The following is a 16,802-nucleotide window of genomic DNA, read 5'->3' on the forward strand; positions in this document are numbered from 1 at the left end:
GTCAGGGGATGGAACCAATAAGTACTGAGACCAACCTAATCATTGTTGAAATACAGGGAGATACGTTAACACCCATTACGGTTTATCAAAGATTACAGGGGAAAAAGAAATTTCTTCTTGAAAGTTCTCATAAGCATGAAAACTCCGGACGATTTTCATTCATCGGTGCTGAGCCGTTTAAGGAATTAATTGGATATGGCGACCAAAGTCAAATCGTTACTAAAGATAGGGTAGAGGCAATAACCGAAAAACCATTAGAAGTCCTGAAGGGAATGATGGCTTCAAGGAATATAACAGCAGAACCTTTATTTCCATTTGTAGGGGGTGCAGTTGGATATGCTGGTTATGATGCGATTAGACAATATGAAAACATTGGGAATGTCCCAAAAGATGAGATGAACGTACCGGATGTGCATTTTCTCTTTTTTGAAGTCATTGTTGTTTTTGATCATCTGGAACAAAAAATTTACCTAGTCGGGGCACCTCATGTTAATGGGTCAACAAAAGACGAACTGATGGAAAAAATTCAAACCATCCAAAATGAAATTCAAAGAAATAGTGAAACGGTAGAAAAGGAAGCAAAACTGACTGCTTTTCAAGCTTCAATAGCAAAACATGAATTTATCAATCATGTTGCAAAAGCAAAAAAATATATTGAAGAGGGAGATATTTTTCAAGTCGTTCTATCGCAGAGATTAAAGGCAAAGATTGAAGGGGATCCATTTTCACTGTATCGAAAGCTGAGAATTAAAAATCCATCTCCTTACATGTATTATTTCGACTTCTCTGATTACTATATCGCTGGAGTTTCACCCGAAAGTTTAATCAAAGTGAAAGGGAAAACGGTGATTACCAATCCGATTGCAGGAACAAGACCAAGGGGAAAAGATGTAGAAGAAGATCAGTACCTTGCTGAAGATTTACTTTCTGATGAAAAGGAATTAGCTGAACATAAAATGCTCGTAGACTTGGGACGAAACGATCTTGGGCGTGTGTGTGAGTTCGGAAGTGTTCAATTGAAAAAGTATTTGGAGATTGAAAAATTTAAACATGTTATTCATCTCGTGTCAGAAGTGGAAGGACAGTTGAAAGACGAAACCAGCCCAATTGATGCATTAATTTCAACCCTACCGGCTGGAACTGTATCAGGGGCACCAAAAATTCGTGCAATGGAAATCATCAATGAAATGGAAAATTGTAAGAGGGGCATCTATTCAGGAGCAATTGGATATGTTTCCGTCAATGGCAATTTAGATTTCGCTCTTGCAATAAGAACCATGGTGATTAAAGGAAATGAGGCATTTATCCAGGCAGGTGCAGGGATCGTCTATGATTCAATTCCGGAGAAGGAATACGAAGAAACGCTTCATAAATTAAAAATGTTTTTGGAGGAGAATGTCGATGATTTTATTAATTGATAATTATGACTCCTTTACTTATAACCTATATCAATATCTAGGTGAACTCGGAGAAGAAGTGATTGTTAAGAGAAACGATGAACTAACGATTGCAGATGTACAGCAACTAAATCCTGAAGTCATTGTGATTTCTCCGGGTCCTGGACGACCGGAACAAGCGGGGATTTGTACAGATGTCATTAAAACACTGCATAAGGAGTATCCAATTTTAGGAATCTGTTTAGGCCATCAAGCGGTCGGATATAGCTTTGGAGCAACCATTACGAAGGCAGACAAGATTATGCATGGAAAAGTTTCAAAAATACAACACGATGAAAACAGTATCTTTTCCCAATTTCCGCAAGGACTCGAGGTAATGAGATATCATTCGCTCGTAATCAATAAGGACACACTCCCAGACGAATTGGAAGTATTGGCGACATCGATGGATGATGAAGAGATTATGGCGATTAAACATCGAGATTATCCGCTTTATGGGATGCAATTTCATCCCGAATCGATTGGCACAAAGTTAGGAATGCAGTTAGTAGAGAAATGTTTAGACGAGATGAGAGAGGAAGTGGCAATATGAAGGAAATATTAGCACGCTTAACAACAAGGGAAGAATTATCAAAGGAAGAAATCGGGTCAGCTGTACAATATCTATTTTCAGAAGATATTACGGATAGTGAAATTTCAGCTTTTTTAATTGGCTTAAAGGCGAAAGGAGAAACGGTTGCAGAAATTGCCGCTTTAGTGAATGGAATTCGTTCACATGCCTTATCTTTTAAGAAGACCATTCCAAATGTAATGGATAATTGTGGAACAGGTGGCGATGGGCTCAAAACGTTCAATATTAGTTCTACTTCCGCCTTTGTGATTGCTGCGGCTGGGATCCCTGTTGCGAAACACGGCAACCGCAGTGTTTCGAGTAAAACGGGCAGTGCCGATGTTCTAGAGGAGTTAGGGATTGAATTTAACTTACCTGCAGAAAAAATTGAAGAGATTATTGAAGAGGTTGGGATCGCATTTTTGTATGCGCCGAATGTTCATCCAAATATTAAACGAATCCAAAAAGTTCGCCGCGATCTAGGCATTCCAACTGTCTTTAATTTATTAGGGCCGTTAATGAATCCTGTTAATTTAGATACTCAATTTTTAGGGGTTTACCGCCGTGATTTAGCGCCGATGTTTGCCCAAGTTCTTCATGAGTTGGGAAGAAAGCGGGCGGTTGTCTTAAATGGAGCAGGTTCAATGGATGAAGCTTCCCTTCAAGGTGAAAACTTTCTGGTTGTTTTAGAAAATGGAAAAATCACAGAAAAAACATTACATCCGGAAGAAGTTGGGCTGCCTGTCTATCCGAATGAAGCGATTGTCGGTGGTTTTGCCAATAAAAATGCCGAAATACTACGAAATGTACTTAAAGGGAAAAAAGGTGCCCATCGTGATACCGTATTATTGAATGCTGGCATTGGAATTTATGTCGGTGGGAAAGCAGACAGCATTGAAGACGGAGTGAAGGTAGCAACAGAAATGATTGATAGCGGTGCAGCCTATGAGAAACTACAACATTTAATCGAAGCAAGTAATATAAAAAGTGAGGTGGTCTAAAATGGCAACCATTTTAGATGCAATTATTGCAGAGAAAAAAGTAGAAGTTGAATTATTAAAGAAGAACCCCGTTTTATTAAATAAGGAAAATCCACATCCGCATTATTCATTACGATCTATTCTTGAAAAGGCTGAAAACTTAACGATTATTGCCGAATTTAAACGGGCAAGTCCCTCAAAAGGCGAAATAAATCCAAATGTAAGTCCAGCCGAACAAACAAGCTCTTACATTCGATACGGAGCGGATGCTTGTTCCGTATTAACGGACAAAAAATTCTTTAAAGGAGAATTCTCTGATTTAGAAGAAGTGCGACAAACGATCCAAGCGCCGATTCTATGCAAAGATTTTGTTATTGATCCTGTTCAAATCGACATTGCTAAAAATGTCGGTGCCAATGTAATCTTACTCATTGTTGCTGCATTAAGTGAAGAAAAGTTAAACGCCCTCTATCGTTATGCAACTGAACAAAAGCTTGATGTATTAATGGAAGTTCATAACGAAGAAGAATTAGAAATGGCTTTAAAAACAGGGGCAAAAATCATTGGCGTTAATAATCGGAATTTAAAAGACTTCCATGTCGATTTAGCGGTTACAGAAAGACTTGCACCAATCGTAAAGCAAAGTGGGGCCTATTTAATCAGTGAAAGCGGCATTAAAGACCTTGAAGATGTTAAAAGGGTAGTAAAAGCCGGTGCTAATGGGATTTTAGTGGGGGAAACATTAATGTTAGCGGAAAATATCGAGCAAACATTAAAAAGCATGAAACTGCCTATCCAAAAGGTGACCCAATGATGAAGGTAAAAATATGTGGAATAACGAATGAAGAAACTGCCCAGTTTGCTGTAAAAACGGGTGCAGATGCCATCGGATTTGTCTTTGCTGAAAGCAAGCGAAAAGTCTCCCTTCCGAACGCAAAGAGGATTATTTCTACATTGCCAGAAGAAATAAAAAAGGTTGGGGTTTTTGTTAATCCAAGTAGAGAGACCATTGAAGAAACGGTTTTGACAACAGGAATTGACACGGTACAGCTCCATGGAAATGAAACGCCTGAATTTTGTGATTCCCTACCATATTCCATAATCAAGGCATTTAGTATCGAATCTAAGGAAGACTTAGAAAAAATCCATGATTATACATGTGAATATGTCCTTTTAGACGGTCCAAAAGGAAAATACTATGGCGGGAATGGAATTGCTTTTGATTGGGAGCTGTTATCCTCCTTTGATTTTAAAGACAAAAAGGTCATCCTTGCTGGAGGGTTAACGATCGATAATGTACACGAAGCAATGATTCAGAAGAATGTGCATATGTTAGATGTGAGCAGTGGGGTTGAGACAAACGGTGAGAAAGATTTGTCCAAAATAACGAAATTTATATCGGCTGTTAAAGGGGTTAAATCCATTTCATAATCTTACAGTAGATAAAAGAATATTTCCTCTTTACTTGTTAATAATGATAATAATTATTTATACGAAATAGGAGGAAAATGGATCGTCAACAATTTGAACAGCTCGGTGAAGAATTGAGAAAAATCGGTCATAGAAGAAGACAGCTTGCAGAGCAAATCTTCGAAGAGGTAAAAGAGGGGGATGACATCACATCAAAACAGCTTTACCAAGAATTAAGTGATGTATCTGACCAGGCAATGAACATTATGATGCGTCAAAAAGAAATGTTCGATCAAGAAGTACAAAGGCTATAGAAAAAAGGACCTGTCTAGGTCCTTTTTTTATGAATCATTATGAATCGTTAAATTCCGTAATTGGAGAAAGCGGACAAAATTCAATATGATCGTTTTCGTTACCGCATAAAAAGGTACAGCTAAAATCATGCCGAGTAGGCCGGCTAAATTTCCAGCAACAAGGAGAATGACGATGATTGTGACTGGATGGGTATCTAATTTCTTTCCTAAAATAAGCGGAGATAAGACATTTCCCTCCAACTGTTGTGCGATTGTAATCACAACAATGACTAAAATGGCTTTCGTTGGTGAATCAAATAAAGCAATTAGCACAGCTGGAGCTCCACCTAATATCGGACCGACATATGGAATGATATTCGTGACAGCGACAATAAGAGCCATTACTAAAGCATAAGGTAAATCAATGATTAAATAACCAATAAAAGCGAGCGTACCCACAAATAAAGCGACGGTTACTTGACCATTAATATAGGCAGCAAGGGTTTCACCGGTATCTTTTAATGTTTTTAACCCTTCGTTTCGATAGGATGCGGGAAAAAATTTACCAACCATTCCTGGAAACTTATCTCCATCCTTAAACATGTAAAAAAGTAAGAAAGGCACCGTAATTATCGTAACAGCGATATTAGCTACCATACTAAATATCCCAGAAATGCTATCTGTAATCCGATTTGGAAGCGTTGCTGCATAGTCATTTAATTCTTTAACAATATTACTAATGGATACATAATCTTGTGTCATCACCCATTTAAACTGTTCGGTTTCAGACAATTGATTAATAAATTTCATAGTCTGGTTGTAATAGAACGGGACGTCATTTGCAAAAGCCATGATCTGCTTTGAAATCATCGGGATTAGATTACCAACAAGAAGGGAAATAATCCCAATAATTACGACATATACAACAAGAATCGCTAAAATTCTTGGAAGTTTCATTTTTTGCAAAAGACCAATTAAGGGATTAAGTAAAAAATATAAGAAACCAGATATAATGATTGGAAAGAAAAGTGTTGAGAAGAAAATACCAATCGGTTCAAATAAGAATGTTATTTTTGTTGATAGGTAAATGATGCTTACAATAATTAGAATTTGTAATGCCCAATATTGAAAATTTTTCTTTTTTGTCAAACGTTTCACCTTTTTCATTCTAGATATCAACATTATAACAAAATTACCAGATTATAGCTCAACTTAACCTTAAAAATTAATTTATAAATTTGGTAAGCCTCATGGCTCCCTTGACATAAATTATTTTCATAGGCATAATAATCATAATAATAGAAATTGAACGTTTGAAGATGGACTAGTATGAGAACCTTGATGTGCCAGAGAGTGGGGTTTATAAGCTGAAAGACTTCATCACAAGAAAGCCTCAGAACCTACCATCTTAGTCCTATGTGAAAAACATAGGCGCTTTCACAGCGTTATCATGCCTAAGTGGGATACAATTGAATTGTGTCCAATAAAGGTGGTACCACGGAAAACATGAGCCCTTTTCGTCCTTTTTATTACAGGATGAAAGGGCTCTTTATTTATATTAAATTTGTATGATAAATTGTGAAATTAGTTATACAAACTGAAAATTAAAAATAGATTTGATAAAATAAAAAATGAGGTTGTAAAATGGAGAAAAAGCGTATTGTTGTAAAAATTGGTAGTAGTTCATTGACAAATTCAAAAGGAGAGATTGATCAAGAAAAGTTTATCGATCATGTTGAAGCCCTAGCTTTGCTAAGACAAGAAGGACATGAGGTTCTCTTAGTTTCTTCTGGAGCTGTCGCTGCTGGTTTTTCGCGCTTAGGTTATCCATCAAGACCTGTTACATTAAAGGGGAATCAAGCAGCAGCAGCTGTCGGTCAAAGCATTCTCATTCAATCCTACTTTGAACAATTTAATCAATTTCAAATCACTCCTGCTCAAATTTTGTTAACAAGAAACGATTTCTCTAAAAAGGATCGTTACCGAAATGCCTTTGCAACGATATCCGAATTATTGGAAAGAGGAATTCTTCCGATTATTAATGAGAATGATACCGTCTCTGTAAAAGAGTTAACCTTTGGTGACAATGATATGCTTTCAGCACTGGTAAGCGGACTCGTCCATGCTGACAAACTGATTATTTTGACAGATATTAATGGTCTCTATGATTCAAATCCATTTGAAAATCCAGCGGCTAAAAGATGGACTCATCTCCAAGAGGTTACAGATGACACGTTAAAAATGGCTGGCGGATCAGGGTCAAAAGTAGGAACAGGAGGCATGAGATCTAAATTATTAGCAGCCAAAACTGCACTTGCATTAGGGGTAAAGGTGTTTATTGGCAAAGGAGCTGGCAAAGAAAAGCTTCTTCATATTCTTCAGGGAAAAGGAGATGGGACCTATATTGGAAGTGATTACCTCGAATCTGTAAACAATCCAAAGCAATGGATTGCCTTACACTCTGAATCCTCTGGAAAAATTTATATCGATGAAGGGGCTGAGTTAGCAATGACCTATAATGGCAGTAGTTTATTGCCAGCTGGGGTTTATGGGGTTGAGGGAATTTTTAATAAAGGTGATGTCGTAGAAGTCTATGGTAAAAAAGGAATGCTTGGAAAAGGCGAGGTCCATTTTTCATCAGAGGAATTGGAACAGATCATGGGTAAAAACACTCAAGATGTTTCACGAGAGTTAGAAAAGGATACATCCGTCGTGATTCATCGTAATCAATGGGTTCAATTAAATAATCATTAGGGGGATTAGCACATGAGCGAAATTAAACAAAAAGCAAAAGCAGCAAAAAAGGTAAGTTTTGAGTTAGTTAATAAAACAACAGAGGAGAAAAATGAGGCTTTAGCACAAATAGCGAAGCAATTAATCATTGATAAAGATGAAATATTAAAAGAAAATGAGAAAGACCTGCAAAAGGGAAAAGAGAAGGGACTTTCTGAAGCGGTTTTAGATCGGATTATGTTAAATGAAAAAAGAATTATTGATATGTCAGAAGCGATTCAACAACTAATTGGTTTAGAGGATCCAGTTGGCGAAGTTTTGGAATCCATCAAAAAGGAAAATGGGTTAAATATTGTGAGTAAAAGGGTTCCAATTGGAGTAATTGGGATGATTTATGAAGCTAGACCCAATGTTACAGTTGATGCAGCAACCTTATCTTTAAAAACGGGGAATGCCATGATCTTAAGAGGAAGCTCATCGGCAGCTCACTCCAATCAGGTTTTAACAAAAACGATTCATCGGGCGCTTGAAAAAACATCCATTCCGGTAGACGCTGTTCAGTCAATTGAAGATACGAGTCGTGAAGCTGCTAAAGAATTATTCCATCTAAAAGAGTATCTAGATGTGTTAATTCCACGTGGAGGGAAAAAGCTAATTGATACGGTTATAAATGAAGCATCTGTTCCAGTATTGGAAACAGGAGCAGGGAATTGCCATATTTTTATCGATGAAAGTGCAAAAGCGGACATGGCAATTCAAATTGCGATCAATGGAAAAACGCAACGTCCATCTGTTTGTAATGCAATTGAAACGATCCTTGTTCATGAGAATTGGTTTGATCAACATGGAGTCGAATTGTTGAAAGCCTTACAGGAAAAAGATGTGAAAATTAGCGGAGATGGAAAAATTTGCCAAGTTTATCCAGATGCAACATTAGCAACAGAAGAAGACTGGAATACAGAGTATCTAGGCTTAGCTGTTGGTGTGAAGGTAGTATCAAATGTGACAGAAGCGATTCAACATATTAATCAATATGGAACGAAGCATTCTGAAGCAATTATTACTGAAAACGAAGGAAATGCTTCTTCCTTCTTAACTTTAGTTGATGCGGCTGCTGTTTACCATAACGCGTCAACAAGATTTACAGACGGATTCGAATTCGGATTTGGCGCAGAAATTGGCATTAGCACCCAAAAACTTCATGCTAGAGGTCCTATGGGGTTAAAAGCACTTACCTCCAGCAAGTACTTTATTTATGGAGAGGGCCAAACAAGAAATTAAAAAATGAAAAGCAGGATCGCTTGAAGCGGTCCTGCTTTTATGGTTAGATGTCCTTTGCAAAATTGTCGTTAGGAATATTGCATAAGGTAACATACAGGCTAACCGGTTCATTGCTTGTGTTTTTAAAAGCAAATTCTTCGTCACCCTCTGCATAAATAGCATCATTCATCGTGATTTCGGTTTCTTGTCCATTAATGACCAAGGTTCCTTTTCCTTTAATAACGGTTAAAAATAAATCGGAGCCAGGGTGTGTATGAGTCGGTAACTCTTGTCCCGGTTGAAAATTAAGAACAAATGCTGTATTCTTCCCCTTTTTAAAAAGGATTCGTTTTGTGAATCTTTCATCACTATACTCGATACTATCAAGGATTGACCTTTTTTCCATCTCTTCCACCTCATTTAATAATAATCATTTAAATGTCCCTTAAATAAGAAATACATAAAAAACTCGTCACCATTGATTTTCCCTACCTATTAAAAAAATAACAGTATTTTGTTATTATTTCTCGGGAAAGCGCAAAAATAGACATTTCCCAAAAGTTCTATGTCATATTTTGGATAAATAGATAACAATCAGAGTAACTTTGTCTAATTAAGTTGTAACTTATGTCACTCTGTTTACAATAGACGAAGTTTTTCAGGGAAATAGATAGAATGATAAGTACTATTAATTGTACGTATAAAGTGGTAAGCTAAAATAAATATCAATTTTTCTCCTAAAAAAAGGAATAATGGGGGAGTTTTATCATGTTAAAAACCACAAAAAAATTAGTAAATGAAGAGAAGGTTGTAAGAATCCTAACCGACATTGTCAAAAAATCGTATGAGGAAATAATAGATGACCCTGTTTTACTTTGTTTAGAATGCACAGATGTTGATTTAGATGTTGCAACGGCCAATCACTTTGAATTTCAAGAGGCCATAAAGGAGAATTTTGAATTGGACGAGTACGGAGATGTGATTCACTATGAAGAATACCAGCTATTAATGAAGGAATTATTTGACTTCTTCATAGAATTGCATATTCATAGCGAATGGTTTGACTATTTCCCAGAGGGAGAGTACATCGTAAATGGGGAAGGGCTTTTGTCAGATTCTGAAGTCATTGCTCCGAAAGGAACCTTTTATGCCCCCTTTGAAGAAGCAACGATCGAATCTTAAAGCAATGGGAGTGTAAAATATGGAAGCTCAAGAGAACATACAAAAGCCGAATTTAATGAAAATATTATGGAAACCAACGAAGGAAATGCAAAACATAAGACAAAATCCAATCATTGCCTTTCCGCTTATCATGATTACTATTCTTGTTGTACTCGCTCATACGTTAAAGGCTTTGTCAATTAGTATAGAAGATATCCGTTTGCCTGGTATGTCGATACAAGAAGCAGAAATGGTAGCCGCCAATACAAAGGCATTTACGGCGATGACAGGGTTTATTTCTCCTGTGATAACAATAACCGCTGCGACCATTCTTTATTACATCATGATGAAAATTGCTAGAAAAGAAGTTACATTCAAGCAGCTATTTTCAATGAATACATTTATTTCTTTTATAGGAGCAATTGGATTACTCGCTAATTCTTTGTTATGGAATGTGATAGATGGTAGTCAAACAGGAGTCATGTTAACGAGCCTCGGAGAACTATTCAATCAAGAAGATATTTTGTTGAATTCCATTGAATTATTTACTATCTGGCAGTTGATTGTTACGGCTATTGGTTTTCAAATCGTTGGTCGACTATCTAGACTAACTTCAATTATTTTAGTCTTCTTCTTCTTTCTTATTAGAATAAGTTTATCCGTTTTAGGGGAAGGGCTCTTTAATATATTTATTTCATAATGACAACAAAAACAGGTTCACAATCGGTGAGTCTGTTTTTTTGTTTAATAATTAGTGACTATTCTCTTATTAAAATGATGAAACTCAGGGATATGTAACGCATATGATTAAAAGGATACAGTCATTTCTGCCAATTTTTGCATATAAAAGAAGTGGAGGTGATTTTATGGTGAAAATTTTTATTGATCCAGGTCACGGAGGCACAGATCCAGGTGCCGTAGGAAACGGTTTGCGGGAAAAGGATCTAAACTTAAGCATTGCAAACCGTGTGCGAGAAATCCTGAGTTCCGAATATGAAAATGTATCTATTCGTATGAGTAGGACAGAAGATCAAAGCATAAGTTTAATATCCCGGACAAATGCAGCTAACCGATGGGGTGCTGATTTTTATTTATCTGTCCATATTAACTCTGGTGGTGGAACGGGTTTTGAGAGTTTTCGTTATCCAAGTGCTGGAAGACCGACTTCTACTTATCAACAAGTCATTCACGAAAACATTATGACACAGATTAACCTTAAGGACAGGGGAATGAAGCAAGCCAATTTTCATGTTCTTCGCGAAACAAATATGCCTGCTCTTCTTACCGAAAATGGATTTATTGACAATGCAAACGATGCAGCCCAATTAGAAAACGGCAGCTTTATTGAACATTTAGCACGGGGGCATGCAACTGGGGTTGCAGCAGCTTTAAATCTACAAAAAAAACAAGCAAATATGCCACCACCATCAAATCCATTGAAACCTTCAACAAATGAATTATTTAGAGTTCAAATTGGTGCATTTAGGAATAGAGGAAATGCTGATGGATTAGCTAATGATGCAAAAGCAAAAGGTTTTCAAACCTTTGTTAAACAAGATGGGGTTCTATATAAGGTTCAATTAGGTGCATTCTCCAATAGAGAAAATGCAGAAGACTTAGTGAGGAGAGCACAAAATGCTGGGTTCGATGCTACAATCATTATTGATTGAAGGAATAAGAAAGAGGCAACGTCTCGTTGTCTTTTTTCTTATTCCTAAATATATTTATGATTGCTTTTCATAGGATTGATATAAATATATAAACTCATCTAATTGTTGACTTAGTTGGAGGGTTTTTTCATGATTTATTCCTTCATTCATTCCAGTATTTATTAATTGTTCTCTAAGGGATTGGATATGATGCATTAAAATGATTTTTAATGGACGGTCAGTGAGGGGGAATTTCATTTGATTTACCTCCATCATTCAATAATAATTTGAATATTAGTATTAATTATAACAATTTTTGATTTTTTAAAGTGTGACCATTGACACACAAATAATAGTTTACCCAAATTTCAACTTACTTATTTGTGTTTGACCATATCATTCAATAAAAAAGGAGCAGGACTTCGAAAAAGTCTGCTCCTTTTTTATGTTTCAGCAACCTTACCAACGGTGGGCTTTCGCATTACTCCTCAAAATTGCTACGGATAGAGAAGGTTGTGTTTCACCGTTAATTTGAGACTTAGTGTGCTTTCGCCTAGTGTTTGGGTGGTGAAAAAGCTCCGATCTGCGATCTAAATGATCTCTGTAACTCATCGAATCACCTCTTCATTAGGATTGCTGAAGCTTGATATCCACTAATGGTATATCACTTATAGCATGTGTTTCTTTCCTATTTTTATACGTGGATAATAAACTCATTTGTCTATCGTAAGAAAAGATAATCAAACATCGGCTAAGAGTGTTAATTGTTACAGATTTAAAATGTAATTTTTTATATACTTAGTTCATAATCAACACGCTGAAAAAAGCCTCCAAGTAAAAAAGGGGGAATAATGATGGGAAAAACATCGGAGGAACGGAAAGGTATGAACTTGGATGTATTGATTTATTCAATTATTGATGAACTTGGACCAATTAGTATTCCTTCGATTTATAGACAAATTAACCAGCAACCCCTTATAAATCGAGGAATGAAACCAGTACAATTAGAACAAATTCAGTCTGTTATTAAACACTATCATGATATATATAAAGTTCAAGACGGGATTGTTTTTTTGCAGCCAAATCGAATTTTTCATACATTAACTGCTGAAATGGGTACATGCCGTGGTCCATGGTTCAAAGTAAAGGTCGATTTTGTTAAAAAGACGTTTATTGTCTTTGAGATGAACTTAGAACCTGAGATGAACTTAGAACCAGAGCCAATATTACCTGAACATGATTATCCATTACTTGCGGGAAGTACAGATGCATTTAAACAGGAAATGTATAGATTAAGACTTTGGAATTGGCAGCCTTGTTATGAGCGTCAAGAAGTCGTATTAGATGGCATCTGTTGGTCAGTAACGTTGAACTCAATTGCGAAAAGTTATAAAAGTAAGGGGTTAGATTTATTTCCTAAAGAGTGGGCTACATTTTATGAGGCATTAACAAAGTTAACAGGAAAAAAACTGTGCTAAATCATTTGATATAACTTGAATGAGTATGGTCATACGTGTTAAATATATTAAGTAAGACTAATACTTTTTATACAGTTTTCAGGGGTAACGGCTGTAATCCTTTCACCTTAATTTTTTAAAGTACTATTAGAAGAGGGGGGAGGGATCGACTCCTGTATAGCTCCAAAAGTTGAAATACAGGCTAAATACGTTGACGGCAACATTTACGTGACATGCAGGGGCTTAAGATTTTTTATCCAATGGGATGAAAGAGAGCTCCCATTGTTGAAGTATCACTTTATTTTTATTTTTTCGTAACATTACTGGAGGAAACAGATTTTGAAAGAGATTACCGTTCAAGAATTAATAAATATGAAAGACGCTGCTGTATTGGTGGATGTTCGTTCACCTTTTGAATTCTCAGAAGCTCATATACCTGGTGCAATCAACATCCCCATTTTTACAAATAAAGAAAGAAAAGAAGTGGGTACCATTTATAAAAAAGAAGGTGGCAATCAAGCTAAATGGCGTGCAATGGAAATTGTCTCTCCCAAATTGCCACATATCTTAAAAGAAATCAAGACAATAACGGATAATCATCAATATCCCATCTTATATTGTGCAAGAGGGGGAATGAGAAGTGGTTCAATCGCTACATTTGTAGAGTTTTCGGGATTGCCTTCGGTTCGCTTGGCTGGTGGCTACCGGGCATATCGTCAATATATTTTAGAAATGATTGCTAAATTAATCCCAAATCAAGCGATTGTCCTTCATGGAATGACAGGTACGGGAAAAACAGAAATATTATTAAAGTTAAAGGAAATGGGTTATCCGGTAGTAGACTTAGAAGGAATGGCAGGACATCGGGGATCGCTCTTTGGTACGGTCGGTTATCATCATGAAGGTTATAATCAAAAGATGTTTGATAGTTTATTATATAAAGGGCTAAAAGAGTTACAAGGCTCACCTTATTTTATTGTTGAGGCAGAGAGTAAAAGAATTGGGAAAGCGGTACAACCAGATGAATTATATAAAAGTAAATTAAACGGAATGAATATTTATTTAACCGCATCGATCGAGACAAGAGTAATGAGAATCATGAAGGAATATGTTGAGCCAAACAGGAGTTCCGAATGGTTTCATGATGCCATTATCGAAAAAGTGAGGTTGTTAGAGAAACGTTTTAAAGATAAAGAGATCTTTGAGACTTTGTTAGAACATGTCAATCATAAGTGCTATCAAGAAGTCATACGAATCTTACTAAGTGATTACTACGATCCTCGTTACGGCTTCAAAATAAAAGAATATAAAAATGAGTTTTTAACGATTGATGCAAATAGTTTGGAAAGTGCCATTAAAGAGATACAAGCATATATAGGCAAGCAATCTTTAACGAAAAAGGAATCCATGTCAAACTAACAAACAACCTATCACTCGTCTCGTGAATAGGTTGTTTGTTTAGAGTCTTCTTACTCCATATCAGCCTTGACTTTGAATGGAGTGGATTTGGTCAGCCTTTTCTAGTGCATCACTGAAGTCCTTTATTAAATCATCGACATTTTCAAGGCCAACAGATAAACGGAGTAAGCTATTTGTAATTCCTCTTTGCGTTCTCTCTTCCTCAGGCATTGCCGCATGGGACATTTTGGCAGGGTAGGAAAGAATGGATTCAACCGCTCCGAGACTTACTGCAAATACAGGAATTTTAACATGATTGACGAACGTTCTCATGATCTCCTCATTATGTAAGTCAAAGGAGAGAACCGCACCAGCAGAAGTTGCTTGCTTTTGTTGGATATCATATTGCGGATGACTTTCAAGTCCTGGGTAATATACCTTTCTAACTAACGGTTGCTGTTCGAAAAACTTCGCTAGTTTTATAGCTGATTCGACTGATTGCTTCATACGAACATGCAACGTTTTGAGTCCGCGAAGAACGAGCCATGAATCTTGAGGACCTAGCACAGAGCCGAATGAATTTTGTAGAAAGTAAAATTTTTCCGCAAGTTCAGGATCTTTAACAACAGCTAGACCCGCGACCACATCACTATGTCCACCTAAAAATTTAGTTGCACTGTGTAGGACAATGTCTGCGCCAAGAGCTAAAGGCTTTTGAAACTCGGGCGTTAAAAAAGTATTGTCTACAAATGTTAAAGCATCATGCTCTTTAGCTATGTCACAAATGGCTTTAATGTCAGTAACTTTTAAAGTAGGGTTAGAAGGTGTCTCGACATAAAATAACTTTGTATTCGGTTGAATCGCATTTTTAACAGCCTCAAGGTCTGTCATATCGACGAAGGTGTGACTAATTCCAAACCGGATAAGAACTTGGGAAACCATGCGAAATGTTCCGCCATATACATCCTCAGTAATTACCACATGGTCACCTTTTGATAACAGCATAAAGGCGGTTGAGATCGCCGCCATTCCTGTAGCAAAAGCAAATCCTCTTGAACCTTCCTCTAACTCGGCAATAACATCTTCTAAAGCTTCTCTTGTTGGATTGCCACTTCTTGCATAATCATATTTGCCAAATGTATCAATATCATATTGATGAAAAGTGGAAGCGTGTTGAATCGGAACGCTAACCGCACCTGTTTCCGGATCGATTTTGTGTTTGTTATGTAGCAAATTGGTTTGAAATGTAAATGAATCACTCATTTATTGATGCCTCCTCTTTTACTTTTGCTAACGCTTGTGTCAAGTCACTAATTAAATCTTCGGGATCCTCAATTCCGACTGAAAAACGCAGCAATGTATCATCCACGCCTGTTTCAATACGAACTTCATAAGGAATATCCATATGTGTTTGTGTGGCAGGGTAGGTGATAAAGCTCTCCACTCCGCCAAGACTTTCAGCAAAACTGATTAAATTCAATTTCTGTAAGAAAGGATTGACCCAAGATTTGTCGATAATCCGGAATGATAGCATTCCACCGTGACCTGGATAAAGAACCTCTGTGATTGATTCATGGCCTTGTAAAAAATGAACCATTTCCTTCGCGTTTTTTTCATGGCGTTCCATTCTTAGCGACAGGGTTTTCATGCCACGCATTAATAACCATGAATCAAAGGCACCTAAAACTGCACCAGCTGCATTATGGAATTTTGCTAGTTTTTCACATAGCTCATCGCCTTTTGCAACAATTAATCCAGCCAAAACATCATTGTGACCACCTAAGTATTTGGTCGCACTATGAACAACGATATCAGCTCCTGACTTAATGGGCTGCTGTAGGATGGGTGTATAAAATGTGTTATCTACAATCAGAAGGATATTGTGTTTTTTGGCTAGTTTTGCAACTTCAGCAATATCTGTAATCTCCATTAATGGATTGGTTGGAGTTTCAAGAAATATTGCTTTTGTATTTTCGTTAATTTCTTTTTCAATGTTTTGAACGTCTGATGTATTAACATAAGTGCTCTTTAAGCCCCATTGCTTAAACCCTTCTTCAAGGAGTCGGTATGTTCCACCGTATAAATCTTTTGATACAATCCACTCATCACCTGATTGGAATAGAGTTAGAATCGTTAGAATTGCTGCCATGCCAGAGCTACAGGCAAAACCTTGATCACCAAACTCCAAATCTGCGATTGTTTGTTCAAGTACTTGTCTTGTCGGATTCCCTGTACGGGTATAATCAAATCCTGTAGATTGTCCAATTCCTTCATGCCGATAGGCCGTTGATAAATAGATTGGGACATTCACCGTTCCAGTTATATTTTCACTACGATTTCCAATTTGTGCTAGCTTTGTATCAATTTTATGCATTTTATCTATACACACTCCTTAAAGTAATTCACTTAGATGAATAGAAAAGAAAAAGGGATGGCTTATAATGTTTATTTTTC

At 36.7% G+C, this 16,802-nt stretch carries 19 protein-coding genes; 13 read left to right on the plus strand and 6 right to left on the minus strand.

Going from position 1 to position 16,802, the window contains the following annotated elements; translation table 11 throughout:
* The first annotated feature begins 8 nt into the window (after window positions 1-8).
* The 6 genes from trpE to R4Z10_RS10595 all read left to right on the plus strand — a co-directional run bounded on the left by trpE (window position 9) and on the right by R4Z10_RS10595 (window position 4,711).
* Window positions 9-1,418: an anthranilate synthase component I gene (trpE, locus tag R4Z10_RS10570; protein WP_338473118.1), complete on the plus strand. Its 1,410-nt coding sequence runs from the start codon at window positions 9-11 to the stop codon at window positions 1,416-1,418.
* Window positions 1,402-1,989 (plus strand): aminodeoxychorismate/anthranilate synthase component II, encoded by a 588-nt coding sequence (locus R4Z10_RS10575; protein ID WP_338473119.1) that lies wholly within the window; start codon window positions 1,402-1,404, stop codon window positions 1,987-1,989. The genes trpE and R4Z10_RS10575 overlap by 17 nt, the downstream gene beginning before the upstream one ends.
* A complete protein-coding gene (gene trpD, locus R4Z10_RS10580; RefSeq protein WP_338473120.1) occupies window positions 1,986-3,008 on the plus strand; it encodes an anthranilate phosphoribosyltransferase in 1,023 nt (340 codons plus the stop codon). Before R4Z10_RS10575 ends, trpD begins: the two co-directional genes overlap by 4 nt.
* A 1-nt stretch (window position 3,009) precedes the next feature.
* Entirely contained in the window at window positions 3,010-3,801 is a 792-nt protein-coding gene (gene trpC / locus R4Z10_RS10585) for an indole-3-glycerol phosphate synthase TrpC (protein WP_338473121.1), read from the plus strand.
* Window positions 3,801-4,418, plus strand: a complete 618-nt coding sequence (locus R4Z10_RS10590; RefSeq protein WP_338473122.1) for a phosphoribosylanthranilate isomerase — start codon at window positions 3,801-3,803, stop codon at window positions 4,416-4,418. The genes trpC and R4Z10_RS10590 overlap by 1 nt, the downstream gene beginning before the upstream one ends.
* A 77-nt stretch (window positions 4,419-4,495) precedes the next feature.
* Complete coding sequence (locus R4Z10_RS10595; protein ID WP_338473123.1) at window positions 4,496-4,711, plus strand: hypothetical protein; 216 nt, start codon at window positions 4,496-4,498, stop codon at window positions 4,709-4,711.
* A 27-nt stretch (window positions 4,712-4,738) separates the two neighbouring features.
* Here R4Z10_RS10595 and R4Z10_RS10600 read toward each other — a convergent pair whose 3' ends face one another.
* Window positions 4,739-5,872 (minus strand): AI-2E family transporter, encoded by a 1,134-nt coding sequence (locus R4Z10_RS10600; RefSeq protein WP_338473124.1) that lies wholly within the window; start codon window positions 5,870-5,872, stop codon window positions 4,739-4,741.
* Window positions 5,873-6,334: 462 nt separating this feature from the next.
* Here R4Z10_RS10600 and proB point away from each other — a divergent pair, with 462 nt between their 5' ends.
* Window positions 6,335-7,444, plus strand: coding sequence for a glutamate 5-kinase (gene proB, locus R4Z10_RS10605; RefSeq protein WP_338473125.1), 1,110 nt, complete (start codon window positions 6,335-6,337; stop codon window positions 7,442-7,444).
* 12 nt (window positions 7,445-7,456) lie between these two features.
* On the plus strand, window positions 7,457-8,704 hold the full coding sequence (locus R4Z10_RS10610) for a glutamate-5-semialdehyde dehydrogenase (RefSeq protein WP_338473126.1): 1,248 nt from the start codon (window positions 7,457-7,459) through the stop codon (window positions 8,702-8,704).
* 43 nt (window positions 8,705-8,747) lie between these two features.
* Here the strand turns inward: R4Z10_RS10610 and R4Z10_RS10615 are convergent, their stop codons facing one another.
* Window positions 8,748-9,089 carry a cupin domain-containing protein gene (locus tag R4Z10_RS10615; RefSeq protein ID WP_338469282.1) on the minus strand — a complete coding sequence of 114 codons (342 nt, stop codon included), beginning with the start codon at window positions 9,087-9,089 and terminating at the stop codon, window positions 8,748-8,750.
* Between the two features lie 362 nt (window positions 9,090-9,451).
* Between R4Z10_RS10615 and R4Z10_RS10620 the strand changes: the two genes are divergently transcribed.
* From R4Z10_RS10620 to R4Z10_RS10630, 3 genes are all read left to right on the plus strand, one after another.
* On the plus strand, window positions 9,452-9,865 hold the full coding sequence (locus R4Z10_RS10620) for a hypothetical protein (protein ID WP_338469283.1): 414 nt from the start codon (window positions 9,452-9,454) through the stop codon (window positions 9,863-9,865).
* Between the two features lie 19 nt (window positions 9,866-9,884).
* Window positions 9,885-10,544 carry a YIP1 family protein gene (locus R4Z10_RS10625; protein WP_338469284.1) on the plus strand — a complete coding sequence of 220 codons (660 nt, stop codon included), beginning with the start codon at window positions 9,885-9,887 and terminating at the stop codon, window positions 10,542-10,544.
* A 166-nt stretch (window positions 10,545-10,710) separates the two neighbouring features.
* Complete coding sequence (locus R4Z10_RS10630; RefSeq protein ID WP_338469285.1) at window positions 10,711-11,514, plus strand: N-acetylmuramoyl-L-alanine amidase; 804 nt, start codon at window positions 10,711-10,713, stop codon at window positions 11,512-11,514.
* 54 nt (window positions 11,515-11,568) lie between these two features.
* Here the strand turns inward: R4Z10_RS10630 and R4Z10_RS10635 are convergent, their stop codons facing one another.
* Window positions 11,569-11,751 (minus strand): aspartyl-phosphate phosphatase Spo0E family protein, encoded by a 183-nt coding sequence (locus R4Z10_RS10635; RefSeq protein ID WP_338469286.1) that lies wholly within the window; start codon window positions 11,749-11,751, stop codon window positions 11,569-11,571.
* A gap of 201 nt (window positions 11,752-11,952) precedes the next feature.
* Complete coding sequence (locus tag R4Z10_RS10640; RefSeq protein WP_338469287.1) at window positions 11,953-12,105, minus strand: YpzG family protein; 153 nt, start codon at window positions 12,103-12,105, stop codon at window positions 11,953-11,955.
* Between the two features lie 242 nt (window positions 12,106-12,347).
* Between R4Z10_RS10640 and R4Z10_RS10645 the strand changes: the two genes are divergently transcribed.
* A complete protein-coding gene (locus R4Z10_RS10645) occupies window positions 12,348-12,971 on the plus strand; it encodes a hypothetical protein (protein WP_338469288.1) in 624 nt (207 codons plus the stop codon).
* 318 nt (window positions 12,972-13,289) lie between these two features.
* The gene (mnmH, locus tag R4Z10_RS10650) at window positions 13,290-14,369 is read left to right on the plus strand and encodes a tRNA 2-selenouridine(34) synthase MnmH (RefSeq protein ID WP_338469289.1); all 1,080 of its coding nucleotides are present in this window, start codon (window positions 13,290-13,292) and stop codon (window positions 14,367-14,369) included.
* Between the two features lie 60 nt (window positions 14,370-14,429).
* Here mnmH and metC read toward each other — a convergent pair whose 3' ends face one another.
* Window positions 14,430-15,611 carry a cystathionine beta-lyase gene (metC, locus tag R4Z10_RS10655; RefSeq protein ID WP_338469290.1) on the minus strand — a complete coding sequence of 394 codons (1,182 nt, stop codon included), beginning with the start codon at window positions 15,609-15,611 and terminating at the stop codon, window positions 14,430-14,432.
* A complete protein-coding gene (locus R4Z10_RS10660) occupies window positions 15,604-16,722 on the minus strand; it encodes a methionine biosynthesis PLP-dependent protein (RefSeq protein ID WP_338469291.1) in 1,119 nt (372 codons plus the stop codon). The genes metC and R4Z10_RS10660 overlap by 8 nt, the downstream gene beginning before the upstream one ends.
* Window positions 16,723-16,802: the final 80 nt, after the last annotated feature.

Origin of the sequence: Niallia sp. XMNu-256 (genome assembly GCF_036670015.1) — a bacterium.
Taxonomy (GTDB): domain Bacteria; phylum Bacillota; class Bacilli; order Bacillales; family Cytobacillaceae; genus Bacillus_BD.

What these genes read in the sequence shown, in the direction of transcription:
- trpE (WP_338473118.1), top strand. Translation starts at nt 9, where the DNA reads ATGGAACCAATAAGTACTGAGACCAACCTAATCATTGTTGAAATACAG.
- R4Z10_RS10575 (WP_338473119.1), top strand. Translation starts at nt 1,402, where the DNA reads ATGATTTTATTAATTGATAATTATGACTCCTTTACTTATAACCTATAT.
- trpD (WP_338473120.1), top strand. Translation starts at nt 1,986, where the DNA reads ATGAAGGAAATATTAGCACGCTTAACAACAAGGGAAGAATTATCAAAG.
- trpC (WP_338473121.1), top strand. Translation starts at nt 3,010, where the DNA reads ATGGCAACCATTTTAGATGCAATTATTGCAGAGAAAAAAGTAGAAGTT.
- R4Z10_RS10590 (WP_338473122.1), top strand. Translation starts at nt 3,801, where the DNA reads ATGAAGGTAAAAATATGTGGAATAACGAATGAAGAAACTGCCCAGTTT.
- R4Z10_RS10595 (WP_338473123.1), top strand. Translation starts at nt 4,496, where the DNA reads ATGGATCGTCAACAATTTGAACAGCTCGGTGAAGAATTGAGAAAAATC.
- R4Z10_RS10600 (WP_338473124.1), bottom strand. Translation starts at nt 5,872, where the DNA reads ATGTTGATATCTAGAATGAAAAAGGTGAAACGTTTGACAAAAAAGAAA.
- proB (WP_338473125.1), top strand. Translation starts at nt 6,335, where the DNA reads ATGGAGAAAAAGCGTATTGTTGTAAAAATTGGTAGTAGTTCATTGACA.
- R4Z10_RS10610 (WP_338473126.1), top strand. Translation starts at nt 7,457, where the DNA reads ATGAGCGAAATTAAACAAAAAGCAAAAGCAGCAAAAAAGGTAAGTTTT.
- R4Z10_RS10615 (WP_338469282.1), bottom strand. Translation starts at nt 9,089, where the DNA reads ATGGAAAAAAGGTCAATCCTTGATAGTATCGAGTATAGTGATGAAAGA.
- R4Z10_RS10620 (WP_338469283.1), top strand. Translation starts at nt 9,452, where the DNA reads ATGTTAAAAACCACAAAAAAATTAGTAAATGAAGAGAAGGTTGTAAGA.
- R4Z10_RS10625 (WP_338469284.1), top strand. Translation starts at nt 9,885, where the DNA reads ATGGAAGCTCAAGAGAACATACAAAAGCCGAATTTAATGAAAATATTA.
- R4Z10_RS10630 (WP_338469285.1), top strand. Translation starts at nt 10,711, where the DNA reads ATGGTGAAAATTTTTATTGATCCAGGTCACGGAGGCACAGATCCAGGT.
- R4Z10_RS10635 (WP_338469286.1), bottom strand. Translation starts at nt 11,751, where the DNA reads ATGAAATTCCCCCTCACTGACCGTCCATTAAAAATCATTTTAATGCAT.
- R4Z10_RS10640 (WP_338469287.1), bottom strand. Translation starts at nt 12,105, where the DNA reads ATGAGTTACAGAGATCATTTAGATCGCAGATCGGAGCTTTTTCACCAC.
- R4Z10_RS10645 (WP_338469288.1), top strand. Translation starts at nt 12,348, where the DNA reads ATGGGAAAAACATCGGAGGAACGGAAAGGTATGAACTTGGATGTATTG.
- metC (WP_338469290.1), bottom strand. Translation starts at nt 15,611, where the DNA reads ATGAGTGATTCATTTACATTTCAAACCAATTTGCTACATAACAAACAC.
- R4Z10_RS10660 (WP_338469291.1), bottom strand. Translation starts at nt 16,722, where the DNA reads ATGCATAAAATTGATACAAAGCTAGCACAAATTGGAAATCGTAGTGAA.